Below are 17,404 nucleotides of genomic sequence, written 5' to 3'. Positions count from 1 at the left end.
TGGTTTTAATTGTTTTATCTTATAATGCAAAGATAAAGCAAAAGCCCCACGGCATAATTGCTGTGAGGCTCAAAGATTATTTCTCAAAAGCTCAATTTATCTTCCCGTGAAATCAAGAGAAAACGGCAGTCGGCGGTACCCCGTACTGCTTCTTGAACGCCGTAGAAAAATGCGACGGGTTCTTGAACCCGACCTCAGCGTAAACATCCGCAACCTTTCTCCCACCCTCTTTCATCTTGGCGTAAGCTATCTCAAGACGTTTGCGAATCAACCATTTTTCCGGCGTGAGGTCGCTTATCTTCTTGAAATCACGCTTGAACGTGGCAAGGCTTCTTCCCGTGTAGTGCGCCAATTCGTCCAACGTGAACTCATACATATAATTCTTGCTCATGAAGTCCAGAATATCAATCTTCCACGGCTCGTTGAAATCGAAAAGCATCGGTGCGAACCGTTCGTCAATATGTAATAGAGCGAGCAACCCTTCCTGCAACTTCAGGTTCATAAAATCATCTTTCGGCTTTACCTCCGGGTCGAAATAGGGCGTCATCGAGGCGAAAAGACTCGCGATTTCCGCGGTTTTAGGCAGCTTGATTACGCCGGCATCCAACTTGGACGTAGAGGCAGGAAGTTTGTAATGGTCTAACTTACCGTACATCTCCCGCAGGAAATTCCTTTTAAAATTCAAAAAGATACCGCAATAACGTTCGCCGTCACACGTCTTTTTATACATTGTAATATGGTGGTCACGGGGAATGAACACGCATTCGCCTTTTCCGACACGAATCTGTTCTTTACCATTATCAAGAATCATCTCGCCCGAATAGACATAATTCATCGCGTACTCGTGCGAACGATGGATACAACCGCTCTCGTCATCATAAAAGAAACTGAAAAACACGTCGTTATAAGCGAATATAACCTTCATTGGTCCTACTTGGTTAGCATTTTCTTGTTCCATAGTTCTTAAATAAAAATATCCAGAAAAAGACAGGAAAGATTTTCCCGCAAAATTTTATACGCCCGTTTCAAATGAGTGCGCACGGTGTTCTCGGACAACGCTAATTGCTCGGCGATTTCCAAGTATTTTTTACCTTCCATCACGTGCAACTCCACAATCTTACGCTGTTGCTCGGAAAGTTTTGACAAAGCCTGTTGTACCAAAGCAACTAATTCTTTGTCGTCTTCCACATCATCATCAGCGAAAGAAAGTACCAAAGCCTCCGCTTGTCGCTTTTTGTACTCGTCCAAAAGGCGGAGCCGTCTGAAATAACGTAAACAGGCATGTTTCACGGAAGAATAAAGATAGGCTTTCAAATTCAAGTTCTCCGGCAATCGCTTCCGGTTTTCCCACATCCCGGCAAAGACGGATTGAACGATATTCTCCGCCTCTTCTTCACTCATCACGTAACCGTACGCGAATAAAAACAAAGGACGGTAATAATAACGGAAAGCCTCTTCGAATTCTCTTTCCGATGACATCCGATTATTTACCCCTTCACTATTTTTATTCAATCTATCCATATTCATGACACACGTAATCCAATATTGTACAAATGTAGTAAAAAAAGGAAATAATGCAACCACGGTTACAGTAACGGCGGTTGCGATAGATTCCGCTTTACCTGTTCCAGACCGGGACGGGAGAGCGGGGAATCTTTGAAATGGCTTTTGAAAGTTTCCTCGTCCAATTCAAGCCAATCTTCACGGCTCATGTGCATCAGCCACTCGTCAGGCAAAAATTCTTTCACGCGGTGCATCACCGCCTTCCCGTTCCACGGGCATACTTCTTGACAAGCATCACACCCGAAAAAGCGCTGTCCCATCTTTTCTTTGATTTCCAGCGGAATTTCATCTTTACGCTCAATCGTGTTATAAGAAATACAAAGGTTGGCATTCACTTCGCGCGAAGACAAAGCTCCCGTGGGACAAGCCTCCACGCAACGGTTGCACGTCCCGCAAAAATCCCGCTCTTCCGGAAGAGAATAGCCGGAAGGTTCGAAATCGGATATAATCACCCCTATAAAGCAATACGAGCCCAACCGGGGATTCACTAGCAAGGTATTGCGTCCTATCCAACCTAACCCCGCCCGCCGTGCCCACTCGTGCTCGAACACCGGGGCGGAATCGACAAACACCCTCCCCCGAATATCACGTCCGGTCTTCTCCTTTAAAACAGAAAGCAACCGGAACAACCGTTCTTTCAGCACGATATGATAATCTTTCCCGTAAGCGTAACGGGCGATGACAGGTACATCCTTCTCCTGACGACGGGAGGTATAATAATTAGTCAATGTTACAATCACGGAACGGGCTCCTTCAACAAGTAAAGCGGGATTCTCCCGCTTCTCTATATTCTTCGCCATGTATCCCATTCCCGCGTGAAACCCTTTCTCTATCCAACGAAGCAAAACCTCTTTCTCCCGAGTCAGCGTATCGACCGGAGCCACCCCGCAGGCATCAAATCCCAAGAGCCGGGCTTCCTCTAAACAGTTTATAAGGTTCATAAGGTTTATAAAGTTATAAGGTTCAAAAGGTCCTATAAGGTCTACTAACTTTATGAACTTTATAAACCTTACAAACCTTATGAACTCAAATCCCGAATCCCAATTCCAACTTCGCCACCTCGCTCATCCGATCGGGAGTCCAAGCCGGTTCAAAAGTCAGATTAACGGTAACCTCGTCAATCCCGTCAAGCGTCAATACCACGTCGTGTACTTCCTGCACGATCTGATCGGCAATAGGGCATCCCGGAGCCGTAAGCGTCATCGTGACAATCACTTCGTTCTGCTTCGGGAACTCGATACCGTAGACAAGCCCCAACTCCCATATATTCACCGGCACCTCCGGATCGTACACCGTTGACAACTTCTCTATCACCAAATCTTCCATTAAACTTTTTCCCATATCACATCATTTTGCCTCGTAAGCCAAGGCGTAATACTTGATTTGCTTTATCATAGACAACAACCCGTTCGACCGCGTGGGCGACAAATGCTGGGTTAATCCAATCTTGTCAATAAAATCCAGATTAGCGTTCACGATGTCGTGAGGCGTCTGCCCGGAAAACACCCGAATCAACAACCCGGCAATCCCTTTCGTGATAATCGCGTCACTGTCAGCCTCAAAGTACAATTTACCGTCTTTCAGTCCGGCATGGAACCACACCCGCGACTGACACCCTTTTATCAAATTATCGTCCGTCTTGTGCGCCTCGTCCATAGCCTCCAAACCATTCCCGATCTCGATCAGGTAAGCGTATTTATCCATCCAATCGTCATACATGGAAAACTCTTCCACGATTTGATTCTGAATCTCTTCTATCGTCATTGTCTTTACATTTTGAAAATCTGTTCTATTTTCTTCAACCCGGCACAGAACACATCTATTTCCTCCCGGGTATTGTACATGGCTATCGACGCGCGAGCCATCGCGGTTACCCCGTAATGTTGCATCACCGGCTCGGCACAAAGCTGTCCCGTCCGCACGGCAATACCCATTTTATCCAACAGCGTCCCGAGGTCAAACGGGTGAATCCCCTCTATCCCGAAAGAAATCACGGAAGATTTTTCCGCCGCTTCCCCGTAAAGGATGATACCGGGAATCCGGCGAATCTGCTCCATCGCGTACCCCAACAACTCGTGCTCGTAACGGGCTATCCCGTCCAAGCCAATCCGGTTCACGTATTCCAACGCCTCGCCCAAGCCAATCACCCCGATAAAATCGGGTGTCCCCGCCTCGAACTTGAAGGGCAACTCGTTGTAAGTCGTTTTCTCGAAACGCACTTCCTTGATCATCTCGCCCCCCCCCTGCCACGGCGGCATCTGTTCCAACAGGCTTTTCTTCCCGTACAACACACCAATCCCCGTGGGACCGTAAATCTTATGACCGGAGAACGCGAAGAAATCACAATCCAATCCTTGCACGTCCACCGGAATATGTTGAATAGCCTGCGCCCCGTCCACCAAAACGTATGCCCCGCGGGCGTGGGCGGCATCTATAATCTGCTTCACGGGATTCACCGTTCCCAGTACATTCGACACGTAAGCCACGCCAACCAGTTTCACCCGCTCGTTCAACAACTTCCCGAACACCTCCATGTCCAACTCACCCTTGTCATTGAAAGGCACCACCTTCAACACCGCTTTCTTGCGGTCGCACAACATCTGCCACGGAACGATATTCGCGTGATGCTCCATCTCCGTCACGATAATCTCGTCCCCCTCGTTGATAAATGCCTCACCGAAAGAGTGCGCCACGAGATTGATACTCTCCGTGGTTCCCCGGGTAAAGATAATCTCCTCGGTGAACGCGGCGTTGATAAACTTCCGCACGATTTCCCGTGCCTCCTCGTTCGCGTCCGTACATTTATTACTCAGGTAATGTACTCCGCGATGCACGTTAGAGTTATAACGCAGGTAATATTCCGTCATCTTATCGATCACGGTCAGCGGACGTTGCGTGGTTGCCCCGTTATCCAGATACACCAGCGGTTTATCATAGATTTTTTCCTCCAGTATCGGAAAATCCTTCCTGACTTGACTTACATCGAACATAATTTATTGCTTACAGTGCATCACGCAATTGTGGCACTTCGTTAATTCTCCTCTTAAACGTTTATCCACCAGATTGTCGATCTCCTCCCGCAAAGGTTCCAGTTTCACCCGCCCGACAATCTCGTGCGCGAAGCCGAACATCATCATCAAGCGGGCTTCCGCCTCACCGATACCCCGGCTACGCAAGTAAAACATAGCCTCTTCGTCGATCTGTCCCACGGTAGCCCCGTGACTGCATTTCACGTCATCGGCATCAATCACCAGTTGCGGCTTCGTGTTCACCTGTGCCGTGTCAGTCAGCAACAAGTTATTATTCGCCTGAAAAGCCTCTGTCTTCTGGGCATCCGGTCGCACGGTAATCCGTCCGGCAAAATTCGCCAGAGCCGCGTCGTCCAACACGCCCTTGAAATGCTGGTTACTCGTGCAACGCGGGGCGATGTGGTCGATAAAGGTGAAATTATCCACCTGTTGTTTTTTGTCAGACAAGTACATCCCGTACAGGTTACACTCGCACCCCTCCTCGCTCAAGGCGGCGTACAAATTATTACGAATGAACCCGCCGTAAAGCGAGATCACGTTGGCATCATAACGCGAGTTCCGCTTCTGGCAAACAAACACGCTGTTAATCTGCGACGCCTCTATATGTTGATTCTGCACGTGATAGTATTCAAACGCGGCATTCTCACCGACGACCACCTCCGTGGCATTATTCGACAGGAAAACATCATCCGACAAGGTATGGTCACATACCAGAATCGTCGCTTTCGCGTTACGTCCCAGCACCACCATATTTCTCTGGAAAGACATCAAATCCGCGTTAGCCCGCATCAGATTCACTATTTGCAACGGACGCTCCATCACCACGTTATCGGGCACGTACACGAACACGCCGTCCTGCGCGAAAGCCGTGTTCAGCGCCACCAACCCGTCCGAGTCAGCCGGACGCGTGTATTGGTCATAGTGTTGCTCGAAAATCTCCTTGTACTTCACGCTCGCCTCGGCAAGACTGCAAATGATTACCCCTTCCGGAATCCCGGGAACACGGTTTTCCTGCACGAACCACCCGTTGATGGTCAGCATCAGATTAGTTTCCAGATTCGGCACATGGCACTTGAACAACTCGTTCAAATCAACACCCTGCTTGATATGTTTCAATACCACCTTGTAATCCCGGTCGAAAACAGGCAACGTATCCGCGTACAGGTAATCTTCCGTCTTGTACGGGACACCGCCCAGCGCCACGAAACGCCCGAACGCTTCATCCCGGTGACGGTTCATCACCTCGCCGCATCCCTCCCGGAGTAAGTGTTGTCCCTCCCGGAAAAGGGTGGCAAAATCGTTATTTATTTTCTCTAATCTCTCCATTGTCTATTACTTACCGGAATGTACTTCCTCTTTTATCCAATCATAACCGTGTTTCTCCAACTCCGCAACCAACTCCTTGCCGGCGGTTTTCACGATTCGACCGTCATACAGCACGTGCACCACGTCGGGCACGATATAATCCAACAACCTCTGGTAGTGCGTGATCACGATCGTGGAATTATCCGGACGCCGCAACTTGTTCACCCCGTTTGCCACGATGCGCAAGGCGTCGATATCCAAACCGGAATCCGTCTCGTCAAGAATAGACAATTTCGGCTCCAGCACCGCCATCTGGAAAATCTCGTTCTTCTTCTTCTCCCCGCCGGAAAAGCCCTCGTTCAACGAGCGGTTCAACAAACGGCTGTCGATGCTCACGAGTTCCATCTTCTCCCGGATCATCTTCAGAAACTCACCGGCAGGATAAGGCGGCAGCCCCTTGTATTTACGCTGTTCATTCACGGCAGTCTTCAAGAAATTGACCGTGCTTACACCGGGAATCTCCACCGGATACTGGAAACTCAGGAATATCCCTTCCCGCGCCCTGTCTTCCGCCGGCAACTCCAACAAGTTCTTACCGTTAAACCAAACCTCCCCTTCCGTCACCTCGAAACACTCCCGTCCCGTCAACACGGCGGAAAGTGTACTTTTCCCTGCCCCGTTCGGTCCCATAATCGCGTGTATCTCGCCCGCGTTCACCTCCAAGTCAATCCCCTTCAAAATCTCCTTCCCGTCTATCGAGGCGTGCAAATTCTTTATCTTTAGTAAACCCTTCATATTCATTTTAGATTTTAGATTTTAGATTTCAGATTCCAACCGCACCAACCGCCCTCGTCCAAAACCATAAATCATAATTTGTCATTCATAAATCGTAAATCTCAAATCATAAATCGCTTCCATATCATCCCACGCTTCCTTCCAAGCTAATCTGCAATAATTTCTGCGCTTCAACGGCAAACTCCATCGGCATTTTGTTGATAACATCTCCGGCGTACCCCTTGATGATCAAGCCGACAGCGTCCTCCGTGGATATTCCCCGCTGGTTGCAGTAAAATATCTGGTCTTCACCAATCTTGGAAGTCGTCGCCTCGTGTTCCACCTGTGCCGTGGGATTAGCCACCTCAAGATAAGGGAACGTGTGCGCGCCGCATTTATCTCCCAGTAATAACGAATCACACTGCGAGAAATTACGTGCCCCGTGACAACTTTTCACCACTTTCACCTTTCCCCGGTAGGAGTTGGAACTATACCCCGCCGAAATACCTTTCGACACGATACGGCTACGGGTATTATTCCCGATATGTATCATCTTGGTTCCCGTGTCCGCTTGCTGGTAATTATTCGTCACCGCCACGGAATAGAACTCGCTCACGGAACCGTCGCCCTTCAATATCGTGCTCGGGTACTTCCACGTGATAGCCGATCCGGTTTCCACTTGTGCCCAAATCAACTTGGCATTCTCCCCCTTGCAAATTCCCCGCTTCGTCACGAAATTATAGATACCGCCCTTCCCGTTCTTGTCACCCGGGTACCAGTTCTGCACGGTACTGTATTTCACCTCGGCATTCTTCTCGATCACGATCTCCACGATAGCGGCGTGCAGTTGATTCTCGTCCCGCTGCGGGGCGGTACACCCTTCAAGGTAACTCACGTAACTCTCCTCCTCCGCCACGATCAGCGTACGCTCGAACTGTCCCGTCTTCGCCGCATTGATACGGAAATAAGTCGACAACTCCATCGGGCATCGCACCCCTTTCGGGATATACACGAACGACCCGTCACTGAATACCGCCGAATTTAACGCAGCGAAATAATTATCGGAATAAGGCACCACGGAGCCCAAGTAACGTTTTATCAAATCCGGGTGATTCTTCACCGCCTCGGAGAAAGAACAGAAAATAACTCCCCGTTCAGCCAACGCCTCCTTGAACGTCGTTTTCACCGACACGCTATCCATGACCGCGTCAACGGCTACCCCGGAAAGCGTCTTCTGCTCGTCCAAGGGAATCCCCAATTTATCGAAAGTAGCTTTCAACTCGGGATCAACCTCATCCCAAGACTTTTTCACTTCCTGCTTCGGGGCAGCGTAATACACTATATCCTGATAATCAATCGGCGGTATCTCCAATTGCGCCCACGCGGGCATCTTCATGGTCAACCAATGCCGATACGCTTTCAACCGAAATTCCAGCAACCACTCGGGTTCCTCTTTCTTTTGTGAAATCAACCGGACAACAGACTCGTTCAATCCCTTGCCGATCATCTCAGTTTCCACGTCAGAAACAAAGCCGTATTTATACTCACCCTCGGTTACTTCATTCAATATATCGTCTTGTTCTTTAGCCATAACTCATTAATTGAAAATTGAAAATTGAAAATTGAAAATGACAAGGATATACCCCCTGACAAGACCTAATTATTCAATTTGTGCAAAAGTACAAAAAAATATCACCTACCCAATTATCTATGGGGTAGATAATATCTATTACGTGATAAACCAATATTATGATTCAACCGCCGAGGCATAAACCCGCGAACAAGAAAAACTTGCAACCAGCCAACCCGTAACCTGCAACGTGGCAAAGCCACAGGAGAAATGCGCCAAAACGCTTTTCATCCGGTCCATAAAGTCGAGCCTTCGGCTCTTAAAATTCATAAAGTCTATAAAGTCACGGGCGTCCTTCGGACTGTGTTCATCGGCAGCAAAGCTGCCGTAGGTTAAGCACCCGCAAGATCTACGGATTTTACGAACCTTATGGACTTTATGAACCTTTGACTTGAGCGAAGCGACTTCCCATTTGCGTCATTCGGCAATTTAGTGTATTTTTGTACACGAAATAAGAAAGACACGAAGCATGAGTGAAAACAAACCATTGACAAAACTATCCACGTTAGGGGAATTCGGGTTAATCCGTCACTTGACACAAGATATAAAATTAAAAAATACTTCTTCCGTGAAAGGAGTCGGCGACGATGCCGCGGTACTGGACTACAAGGATAAAAAAGTGCTCGTCAGCACGGACATGTTGATAGAAGGTGTACATTTCGACCTCGCGTATGCCCCATTGAAACATCTGGGATACAAGGCCGTGGCGACCAACGTCAGCGACATTTGCGCCATGAACGGCACGGCGAAACAGATTACCGTTTCGTTAGCCATATCCAACCGCTTTTCGCTGGAAGCCGTGGAAGAATTATACGAGGGGATTTACCTCGCCTGCGACCAATACGGGGTAGACCTCGTGGGCGGCGACACGACATCTTCCAAAACCGGCATGTGTATCAGCATCACCGTGCTCGGGGAAGCTGACGACGAAGAGATCACATACCGCAACACGGCAAAAGAAAACAACTTGATCTGCGTAAGCGGGGATTTGGGAGCCGCCTACATGGGTTTGCAATTACTGGAGCGGGAAAAAGTGGTATTTCAAGAAAACCAGAGTTCCCAACCGGACTTCTCCGGCTACGAGTACATACTGGAACGCCAGCTAAAACCGGAAGCCCGGCAGGATATCGTCCGCCTGTTGAAAGAAAAAGGCATCAAGCCCACGGCTATGATGGACGTTTCCGACGGCCTCTCTTCCGAGGTATTGCACATATGCCATGATTCCGGCCTGGGTTGTAAAATATACGAGGATAAACTCCCGATTGATTACCAGACTTACAAAATGGCGGAAGAACTGAACATGAACGCCACCGTGTGTGCCCTCTCCGGCGGCGAGGACTACGAACTGCTGTTTACCGCCCCGCTGGAAGATTTCGAGAAATTATCCGCCATGGAAGGAATCAGCATCATCGGGCATACCTGTGCCAAAAGCGAAGGATATAACTTGATCACGAAAGACGGCAATTCTTTCGAACTGAAAGCACAAGGCTGGGTAAATTTTAACCCCGATAACCAACAATAAACGATCGACCATGAGCAAACTGGACAATATATTGGACGAATCTTTACTGCACAGTGCCAGCGGCGACCGAAAAGCCCTCCGCCTGTTGTTGAGAAAAGTCATCCCCGACAGATTCCGCTATTATCACGAGAGCCGGACAATAACCCGCCAAGAGGAATTTTCCGATATGCTATACAAAATCCTCTTGCTCGAACTGGATGAGGAAGAAGAAGAGAGCATCGAACTGGCTGAACTGGCATACTTGGGCATCAGCGAAAGAATCACATGTTCCCCGGAAAACATCTACGATTGCGTGAAGAAACGAATCATATTGATGCATTATTTCGCAGACTATTTCACGGATAGCATGATCGAAGTATTTCTGAAAAAATACAGGGCGGACAATCTATTGGAAGCCCGGAAACTTGCGTTGGAATCCCTTGAACGGATGCAGTTATTCGATATTTTCTTCATGGAACAAAACTTCGGCAACCGTATCGACCGGGACGAACAACTCTCCGATGTCAGCAATGACATTGAACTCGCTCCCAACCTCTCGGACGAGGAACTGGAAGAAGCCGGACTGATGCATCGGGTGCTGTACGCCTATTTGAAAATGAAGTACAGGGAATAAATGCCCACAAAAAAATCGAGAGTTAATAGACTCTCGATTTTTTTCTTTAGCGATTGGGATTAGAATCTTCTTTCTCTCGGTGCTCTATAACCTCTATTATCGCCTCCTTCTTCTCTCGGTCTTGCTTTTTTCACAACAATTTTCCGTCCTTGAAAATCTGACTCGTTTAAAGCATTGATCGCGTTGAAACCTTCCGTCTCGTCTTCCATTTCAACAAAACCAAAACATTTAGAATTACCAGTTTCTTTGTCCATAATTACTTTGGCTGAAGAAACAGAACCGTGCTCCGCGAAAAGAGCTTGCAAGTCTTCACTCGTGGTGGCAGAACTTAGCTTTGCAACAAAAATATTCACAATAAAAATAATTAAAATTAATAATACATGTAGAAGGGTACGTAGATAGATATCTTTGGTTTCAACGATAAACAACTATTTAACTTCTACCGCAGCAAATATAACTAATTTATTAATAATCAAAAATTAATATCACTTTTTTTCGCTAATTCCTTAAAATTTATCTCACCCCCGAAAAACACTCGCCGGAAGCCACCTATTCTCCATCTCCCCTATTTTTTTTCATCCCGATTCTATTTTTTCTTTATAATCGCTTGCAATTTCAAAAAATTCCCCTACTTTTGCACCCGTTAAAACATAACGATGGTGCCATAGCTCAGTTGGTAGAGCAAAGGACTGAAAATCCTTGTGTCCCCGGTTCGATTCCTGGTGGCACCACTGAATAAGAGAGAGTTACAAAAGTGACTCTCTTTTCTTTTATCCTTATTTTGTGCGATTTTCAATGGTTTTGTCAACCAATTTGTCAACCGAAATATCAACCTATTTTTTGCCGCACACACCTCAACAACAAGACTTTATTAAAAAAGGACAATCGAAAAATCCATGAATGAAAGTTTGTTTCAATTACTGATTTTCCGATTGCCCCTTGTTTAAACCATGTTTAAACCGGAAACTAACCTAAGATTCCTACTTTAATCCCAAGAAGTAATCTCTCTCACTAAAAGAGGGTGATCCGATGAAGTTTTCACGTTCACGATAATTTTCATCTGCTCAAAAAAACGTCTTATCTTCTCGTCAATTCCAGAAACATAAATCATCTTTATCCCGCATTCCGCGAGCCATTGGACGAAATAATTCACGTTCCAGTTTTTCACCTCTCTGTTTTTTATAGAAACAACCTTATCATCCTCTGTCGTAATCGTTGACACCTTTATCGCTTTTCCTTCTATATTTCCACTAAGGTGGCAAAGTTGGTTATCTTCTAAAAACAATGCTGCTTTCATTCTTTCCTTTTAATAAATTGTATATGTTATGTTATAAAAATCACACCACTCTATACGGATAAAGGAGCAAAAAGGTTTATTCTTTACACGTTAATCTCATTTATCATTTGGCGTGAAAAGTATATAATTACAGGCAGAAATTATAGTTATTAATAATCCCGACACGAGTACGAACCAAGCAAACGGATTGTCAACCATAAAAATAACAGACACAATTCCATTGATAAGCACAAAAATACTTATCAATAAAATTGGGTAAGCAAGAAACGCATGCGTTACATTCTTGGGGAGTAATAGCAACAATAACCACCCACTCAAAACAAGGGAAGCCCCACACATCAAACTCATATATATCACGCTATTAAAATCACTTCTCGACAAGCACTCCAAACCGTCTTGTACAAGTGGCGTGAATGTCGCAATCTCGTGTATAACTCCCAAACAGACTATCATGATGGATAAAATCTTACTCGCGGGTACCAATTCTATTTTCATATTTCAAGTTTTAAAAATGATAGAACAAATGTATATCGTATATCACTTGCATTATTGACAATAAAGCCATAATTTTGTCCAAAAGCGACAAAGCATGTATATATCGGCAGGTTTATTGAATATACTCATCAAGCAATTTCAAACGCCCACAGCGGAATTTTCCAAGTTATTCGCACAAAGAAAGTTTAACCAAGATACATTGCTAAACCCGACAACAAAAATTGACGCGAACATACTGGGATTATACTTGGAACACGTGGTAAAACAAAGCGGCAATAACAGAATAGGCTTAGAAACAGGATTTTTATTACCCTTTGTCTTAATCGGCAGTATGTACAATATTTATAACCGCAGTAAAAATGTCCGGGAGATTTTCGAGAATCCCGCACCTCTCGACCTCACGGCTAATGATATTCTAACCTACACGAACAGGGAGGACAACGATTATTTCTTTTTTGAAATATCAATGAATCGTGAATTCGCTCAACTATACCCGATAGCTTCTAGGCAATGGATGGAGATGCAATACGGCATTTCGCTTCAATACGCGTATAGTTTCACGGGAAGATATTTATATCCCTCGCGGGCTCACTCGATATACCCCAAGGAAGGCTCGATTGACAAACTCGAAGAGTTTCTATATTGCCCGATAGAGTTTAATCGAGACAAGCTATCTCTCGCTTTCAAGCGTTCGGTACTGGATTTACCCATCATTACAGGAAACAAATCATTATATCCCGTCTTCGAGGACTACATGCACGAGATAAAACAAATGGATACGGAGCAAAGCAATAGTTTGGCAAGAACAGTTCGCCGCTATCTCATGCATAACCTTTCAAATACCGATTTATCTTTCAAACGCGTGGCTGAAAAATTCAACATGAGTGAAAGAAACATGCAACGCAAATTAAAATCGGAAGGCACATCATACCAACAGATATTAAATAACCTACGAATGGATTTAGCCCAAGAATACATCAGGGAAAAAGTACCTTTCACAGAGATTGCTTTTTTGCTAGGATTCGAGAGTCAAAGTGCATTCAACAAATTCTTTCATAAACAATTTCATACCACCCCCGGTCTTTACTCCGCCTCTTCCGTGTCCAGACAGAACGGATGACCTTCGGGGTCAAGCATCGTTCTGGAAGTTCTGAAAAACAGAGAGGGGAACGCACACGTTCCCCTCTCCCGAGCATAATAATCACCACGTCACCTATCGACGCTCACGATACACGACATCTTTTATTCGCGCGAAACCGTCATATTCCACCCGTTTCGTCACGGTATTATTCACCCCGTCAACCGGATAGAATCCTAACTTGCCCCCGTTATTATCCGGGGCATCCGTGTTATAGGAAGCAACCATCAGTTCATATTGCCGAGCCATAAACTCTTCGGACTGATTGTTCAACTGACCTAAAGAACATTGGCGATACAGGTTGAATTTCAACATCGTCACCACTTCACGATCCCCCAAAGCAATCGTACTCATCGGGTAAGTCGTGCTTGTTCCCAAGTTATGCAAATACACCTTATTCCCCACGGCATAAAACATATACGGGAATTGGGAATGAAAAGCGAAAGCCGTTGCCTTATCAAAATCGGGAGCATCCATATTCTCGTACTTGACTTCCTGCACGAAACCGTTACCGGACATATTAATCCCGTAAACGCGACGCCTTCCCCCGCCATCTTGCAAGACCGCGTACACCAATCCGTTAGAATAACGGGTACTCTCCATATGTACCAACTCCATGCCAGTCTTGAAACTGAACAAACCGCTTTCCGGATCAGGCAACGGGGTTAAAGTCTGCATCGCGTCATCATCACTGTAATTGTATTTCCACCCCACGAACCTCCGGTTATCCGTGTCATACAGCAAAGCTGTCGATGCGTTCCCCGGACGAGCCATACTCACGCCGACATACGGGGCAACCCTGTATTCCGGTGCTTTTCCCCGTTCAGAAGTATTCACGGGATACTCGAAAGCTGCCCCGGCAGAACCCAGCACTTGCGCGTAAGCATTCCCTGCATCCGTCACGCAAAAGCAAGCCAAGGCTCCCGCCGTACTGCTGTTATTCACCGACGTGTAGCACACGACACGCTCATCCGCGGGAGGAATGATAAAATCAATATTATTGATATCCCACGAAACATCCGTCTTGAAGGTTTCCCGATCCAACTTATACGTGCCCTCACCCGTCATCACGTATATCACGTCATTAGGACTCGCAAAAAGATTCGGGTAAAAACCGATACCTCTGGCATGCTTCAAATCCGGCAATCCCAACGGCGCCAACAGGTCATAAGCCGGGATAATCCGCTCCGCGGAAATAACCGAAATCATATCCATCCGCACACGTTCTTCCTCCCCCTCGTCACAAAGCACCATCCACCCCTCATAGGTCGGGGACGACACCTTTATGTCGAAAGTAGCGGAAGCCTGTATTCCCGAACGCTTGTCCGTCACGGTAAACCACCCGATATACGTGTCCGCCACGAAAGCTGCCAACGTATCCAACTCCAGTGTTTTCGAGGGGTTCAAATCCACCCATCTCTGCCCGGACACCATGACGCCCCCGGACTTTTTCTCGATCCTGTAACCGAATTCGAAATTAGTGTTATCCGCCCCGATCTCCCCTTCCAGCGAAGAAACGATCTTCGGTTTCACGACAATATGATCGGAATTTCCCAACACCTCAACCACCTCCGGGATATTCTCGATAGTTATTTCCGCCACCTCGTGGTACTCGTAATTTCCCTTATCATCAAAACAAGCACAAAGGGAAAAAGCAAACAAAAACAATATAATACGATTCATTTTCATAACATCATTTTTTAATATTATTCATACCGGGAATAATCCACCGCGTAGGAAGGAGCAAGCTGCATATACTTCCCGTCCGAATCCGATACCGGAGTTCCGGCATCCGCTTGTTCCTGCAAATACTTCTGCACGGTCATGGCAAAAAAACTAAAACGACCGTACTGCACCTTAGCCCCGGCATACCCCGCGTTACTCCAATCCGCGGGAGTCAAACCGCAAGCCGCGTTAACAACCAGATACTTCTTGGGAGTCCAGTCCCCGAAAAAGCTCCCCCCGAACATCGACCAGTAACTCGGCTCCGTGTACATCTCGCTCAACGAGAAAGCGAACACATCCCCGTGAATCATCTCACCTGTCGCCGTATAAGCACTCGTGTTCTTGTACTCCGGGAAATAACACTTGAAATACTCGTTATCCTCCAAGCGAAGAGCCAAACGCACCGTTCTCTCCATCAAATCATCCGTGCGGTAAAAACGCACCCGCACGGATGCCGTACTGGCTCCTGCCGGAACCACCACCGTATCCAGATCCAACTCGTAATGCTTCCCCTCCACGGCTGTCGTTCCCGCCTCGTCTACCACCACTTTGAAAGGACGGTCATAATCCACCACCTTTCCCATCGTCCGCACGGTAGCCGCAAGCATCACGCTCTCTGCCGAGGCTTGCGCCGACACGAACGAATAAGAAAGCGAATCCGCGTAAAACTCCGTGGTACTGCCGTAAATATAACTCGTCACCCGTTGGAAATAAATTCCGGCATCATCCGTGGTAAAAAACGGGATATCCTGCTTCTCGCAAGCGCTCAAAATAAAACACAATCCCGCACCCCATAATATATTTTTCCATTTCATAATCTTATCCTTTTAACGATTAGCAATTTCACCGGAAGGCACAGGCAACACGTAACGTTCCTCCCTTGCCCCGTAAGTACTGGTATCATACCCGTTCTCGTCACTGTTTATATTAATATACAAACGCTTGTACATGAAAAAGATTTGTCCTTCCCCGATAAACTCCCGCAAATACTCTCCCCGCAGCCGTTTCATGAAATCATCTTCCGAAACCGCCGTCAAATTCGGCAATCCCCTCCGCGCACGGGCTTGATTCAGCCACTCGTACCGTTCCGCCAACACGGGCTCACATTCCGCCGCGATATAATACACCTCACTCAAACGAATCAATGACATGAAAACAGCATAGAAATACTCCGTTTCCGTCGTCCCGCTAGGCTGATCGATTCCCTTGTACTTGATAAGCACGTGTCCGCTCTCTCCCACCCCGGAAGCAATCTGCCACCACGTCTGGAAACGGTAATCCTGTGTTTCTCCCGCGAAAAGATTCGTGTTCACGAAATCTTTCCGGGGATGCAGGTAATTATTCCCTGCTTGTTCCGCGCTGAAATAACCGGTATAAATATCCTTCCTGTCTTTCTTGTAAATACCCGCCAGCACCTCCGTCGAGAACACCCGATCGGGATTCGTCTGGTTTGCCAAAAGCTTGTTCGGGTCTACCGCGGGAAAATGTTCATCCACCCTCTTGTCCGTCAGCAACTTTCGGGCAGCAGCCAAAGCATTCGCCTGTTCTCCCGCGTACAAGTACACCCTTGCCTTCAACGCCTGAACGGCATAATAATTCATCCGCAACTGGCGATAACGCGAATACACGTCTTGATCTTCCTCGAGGGAAGCCATAGGCCCCTCCGCGATAACCGGATCACTATCCGACAACAAACCCTCCGCTTCGTCCAAATCCCGCAAAATCTTCTCGTGAATTACCGAATCGGCAGGCAACAATGGCAAGGCTACCACTTTCGACGACTCGTTATAAGGGATTGATTCCGCTTGCGGTTGGAGCTTATAGACCGGACCGAACAAACGCAACATATCAAAATGCAAAAAGGCTCGCACGGCAAGCATCTCCCCTTTCAGCACCCGCGATTCCACCGTCGACAACACCCCCTCGCTCTTGTCGATATTCTCCAGTACCACGTTACAATTCAATATCGTGTTATAAGCCGCCGTCCACGTGTTCGACAACTCCGTTTCCACCGAATTATCCGTGTAAGCGAACGTGCTCAACGCCGTCAGATACGTGTTCACCGACAGCGGCTGATAACGTTTCGATATCACATCCACCAACTCGTAAGAAAGATTCTTCCCGTAAAGAGCCGCGGACGCCATCTTATTGTAAATCCCGTTCACCGCTGTATAATACCCGCCTCTCGTGGCGAACAACTGTTTCTCCGATTGCTTGTCCTTGGGTTGCACGTCCAGAAAATCGGCACACCCGACACTGCACGCCAACATCAACCCACTCCAAATTATATTTCGTAATCTCATACTCATCTGT

At 47.0% G+C, this 17,404-nt stretch carries 18 protein-coding genes and 1 tRNA gene; 4 read left to right on the top strand and 15 right to left on the bottom strand.

Going from position 1 to position 17,404, the window contains the following annotated elements; genetic code table 11:
• Positions 1 to 112 precede the first annotated feature (112 nt).
• The 9 genes from ACK8P8_RS05215 to sufB all read right to left on the bottom strand — a co-directional run bounded on the left by ACK8P8_RS05215 (position 113) and on the right by sufB (position 8,262).
• Positions 113 to 925: an AraC family transcriptional regulator gene (locus ACK8P8_RS05215; protein WP_369859466.1), complete on the bottom strand. Its 813-nt coding sequence runs from the start codon at positions 923 to 925 to the stop codon at positions 113 to 115.
• Between the two features lie 38 nt (positions 926 to 963).
• Positions 964 to 1,521 carry an RNA polymerase sigma-70 factor gene (locus ACK8P8_RS05210; protein WP_369859097.1) on the bottom strand — a complete coding sequence of 186 codons (558 nt, stop codon included), beginning with the start codon at positions 1,519 to 1,521 and terminating at the stop codon, positions 964 to 966.
• 65 nt (positions 1,522 to 1,586) lie between these two features.
• Complete coding sequence (gene queG / locus ACK8P8_RS05205) at positions 1,587 to 2,504, bottom strand: tRNA epoxyqueuosine(34) reductase QueG (RefSeq protein WP_369859098.1); 918 nt, start codon at positions 2,502 to 2,504, stop codon at positions 1,587 to 1,589.
• Between the two features lie 85 nt (positions 2,505 to 2,589).
• The gene (locus ACK8P8_RS05200) at positions 2,590 to 2,904 is read right to left on the bottom strand and encodes a metal-sulfur cluster assembly factor (RefSeq protein WP_099290428.1); all 315 of its coding nucleotides are present in this window, start codon (positions 2,902 to 2,904) and stop codon (positions 2,590 to 2,592) included.
• A gap of 6 nt (positions 2,905 to 2,910) precedes the next feature.
• Positions 2,911 to 3,327 (bottom strand): SufE family protein, encoded by a 417-nt coding sequence (locus ACK8P8_RS05195; RefSeq protein WP_099290429.1) that lies wholly within the window; start codon positions 3,325 to 3,327, stop codon positions 2,911 to 2,913.
• Between the two features lie 5 nt (positions 3,328 to 3,332).
• Positions 3,333 to 4,553 (bottom strand): cysteine desulfurase, encoded by a 1,221-nt coding sequence (locus tag ACK8P8_RS05190; protein WP_099290430.1) that lies wholly within the window; start codon positions 4,551 to 4,553, stop codon positions 3,333 to 3,335.
• Positions 4,554 to 4,556: 3 nt separating this feature from the next.
• Positions 4,557 to 5,918, bottom strand: a complete 1,362-nt coding sequence (sufD, locus tag ACK8P8_RS05185) for a Fe-S cluster assembly protein SufD (RefSeq protein WP_369859099.1) — start codon at positions 5,916 to 5,918, stop codon at positions 4,557 to 4,559.
• Positions 5,919 to 5,924: 6 nt separating this feature from the next.
• Positions 5,925 to 6,692 carry a Fe-S cluster assembly ATPase SufC gene (gene sufC, locus ACK8P8_RS05180; protein WP_099290795.1) on the bottom strand — a complete coding sequence of 256 codons (768 nt, stop codon included), beginning with the start codon at positions 6,690 to 6,692 and terminating at the stop codon, positions 5,925 to 5,927.
• Between the two features lie 124 nt (positions 6,693 to 6,816).
• Positions 6,817 to 8,262 carry a Fe-S cluster assembly protein SufB gene (gene sufB, locus ACK8P8_RS05175; RefSeq protein WP_099290432.1) on the bottom strand — a complete coding sequence of 482 codons (1,446 nt, stop codon included), beginning with the start codon at positions 8,260 to 8,262 and terminating at the stop codon, positions 6,817 to 6,819.
• A gap of 508 nt (positions 8,263 to 8,770) precedes the next feature.
• On the opposite strand from sufB, the gene thiL reads away from it, so the two are divergent.
• Positions 8,771 to 9,823 carry a thiamine-phosphate kinase gene (gene thiL, locus ACK8P8_RS05170; RefSeq protein WP_369859100.1) on the top strand — a complete coding sequence of 351 codons (1,053 nt, stop codon included), beginning with the start codon at positions 8,771 to 8,773 and terminating at the stop codon, positions 9,821 to 9,823.
• A 10-nt stretch (positions 9,824 to 9,833) separates the two neighbouring features.
• On the top strand, positions 9,834 to 10,436 hold the full coding sequence (locus tag ACK8P8_RS05165) for a hypothetical protein (protein WP_186978602.1): 603 nt from the start codon (positions 9,834 to 9,836) through the stop codon (positions 10,434 to 10,436).
• Between the two features lie 59 nt (positions 10,437 to 10,495).
• On the opposite strand, the gene rbp is transcribed toward ACK8P8_RS05165, so the two are convergent.
• Positions 10,496 to 10,864 carry an RNA-binding regulator gene (rbp, locus tag ACK8P8_RS05160; protein WP_222621225.1) on the bottom strand — a complete coding sequence of 123 codons (369 nt, stop codon included), beginning with the start codon at positions 10,862 to 10,864 and terminating at the stop codon, positions 10,496 to 10,498.
• 230 nt (positions 10,865 to 11,094) lie between these two features.
• On the opposite strand from rbp, the gene ACK8P8_RS05155 reads away from it, so the two are divergent.
• Positions 11,095 to 11,167, top strand: a tRNA-Phe gene (locus ACK8P8_RS05155).
• A gap of 254 nt (positions 11,168 to 11,421) precedes the next feature.
• Here the strand turns inward: ACK8P8_RS05155 and ACK8P8_RS05150 are convergent.
• Positions 11,422 to 11,733 carry a hypothetical protein gene (locus ACK8P8_RS05150; protein ID WP_369859101.1) on the bottom strand — a complete coding sequence of 104 codons (312 nt, stop codon included), beginning with the start codon at positions 11,731 to 11,733 and terminating at the stop codon, positions 11,422 to 11,424.
• A 96-nt stretch (positions 11,734 to 11,829) separates the two neighbouring features.
• Positions 11,830 to 12,228, bottom strand: coding sequence for a hypothetical protein (locus tag ACK8P8_RS05145; protein WP_369859102.1), 399 nt, complete (start codon positions 12,226 to 12,228; stop codon positions 11,830 to 11,832).
• Between the two features lie 94 nt (positions 12,229 to 12,322).
• Between ACK8P8_RS05145 and ACK8P8_RS05140 the strand changes: the two genes are divergently transcribed.
• Positions 12,323 to 13,348, top strand: coding sequence for a helix-turn-helix transcriptional regulator (locus ACK8P8_RS05140; RefSeq protein ID WP_369859103.1), 1,026 nt, complete (start codon positions 12,323 to 12,325; stop codon positions 13,346 to 13,348).
• 93 nt (positions 13,349 to 13,441) lie between these two features.
• Here the strand turns inward: ACK8P8_RS05140 and ACK8P8_RS05135 are convergent, their stop codons facing one another.
• Genes ACK8P8_RS05135 through ACK8P8_RS05125 form a run of 3 tightly spaced genes read right to left on the bottom strand, consistent with a single transcriptional unit; the run spans position 13,442 to position 17,394 of the window.
• Positions 13,442 to 15,055, bottom strand: coding sequence for a PKD-like family lipoprotein (locus ACK8P8_RS05135; protein WP_369859104.1), 1,614 nt, complete (start codon positions 15,053 to 15,055; stop codon positions 13,442 to 13,444).
• A 17-nt stretch (positions 15,056 to 15,072) separates the two neighbouring features.
• Complete coding sequence (locus tag ACK8P8_RS05130; RefSeq protein WP_369859105.1) at positions 15,073 to 15,906, bottom strand: DUF4843 domain-containing protein; 834 nt, start codon at positions 15,904 to 15,906, stop codon at positions 15,073 to 15,075.
• Between the two features lie 12 nt (positions 15,907 to 15,918).
• Positions 15,919 to 17,394: a RagB/SusD family nutrient uptake outer membrane protein gene (locus tag ACK8P8_RS05125; protein ID WP_369859106.1), complete on the bottom strand. Its 1,476-nt coding sequence runs from the start codon at positions 17,392 to 17,394 to the stop codon at positions 15,919 to 15,921.
• Between the last annotated feature and the right edge of the window lie 10 nt (positions 17,395 to 17,404).

The sequence above is a fragment of the Butyricimonas muris genome (genome assembly GCF_046365375.1).
GTDB classification, from domain to species: domain Bacteria; phylum Bacteroidota; class Bacteroidia; order Bacteroidales; family Marinifilaceae; genus Butyricimonas; species Butyricimonas muris.
Note: the sequence above shows the minus strand (reverse complement) of the source record. Positions and strands in the feature narration are given on the sequence as shown.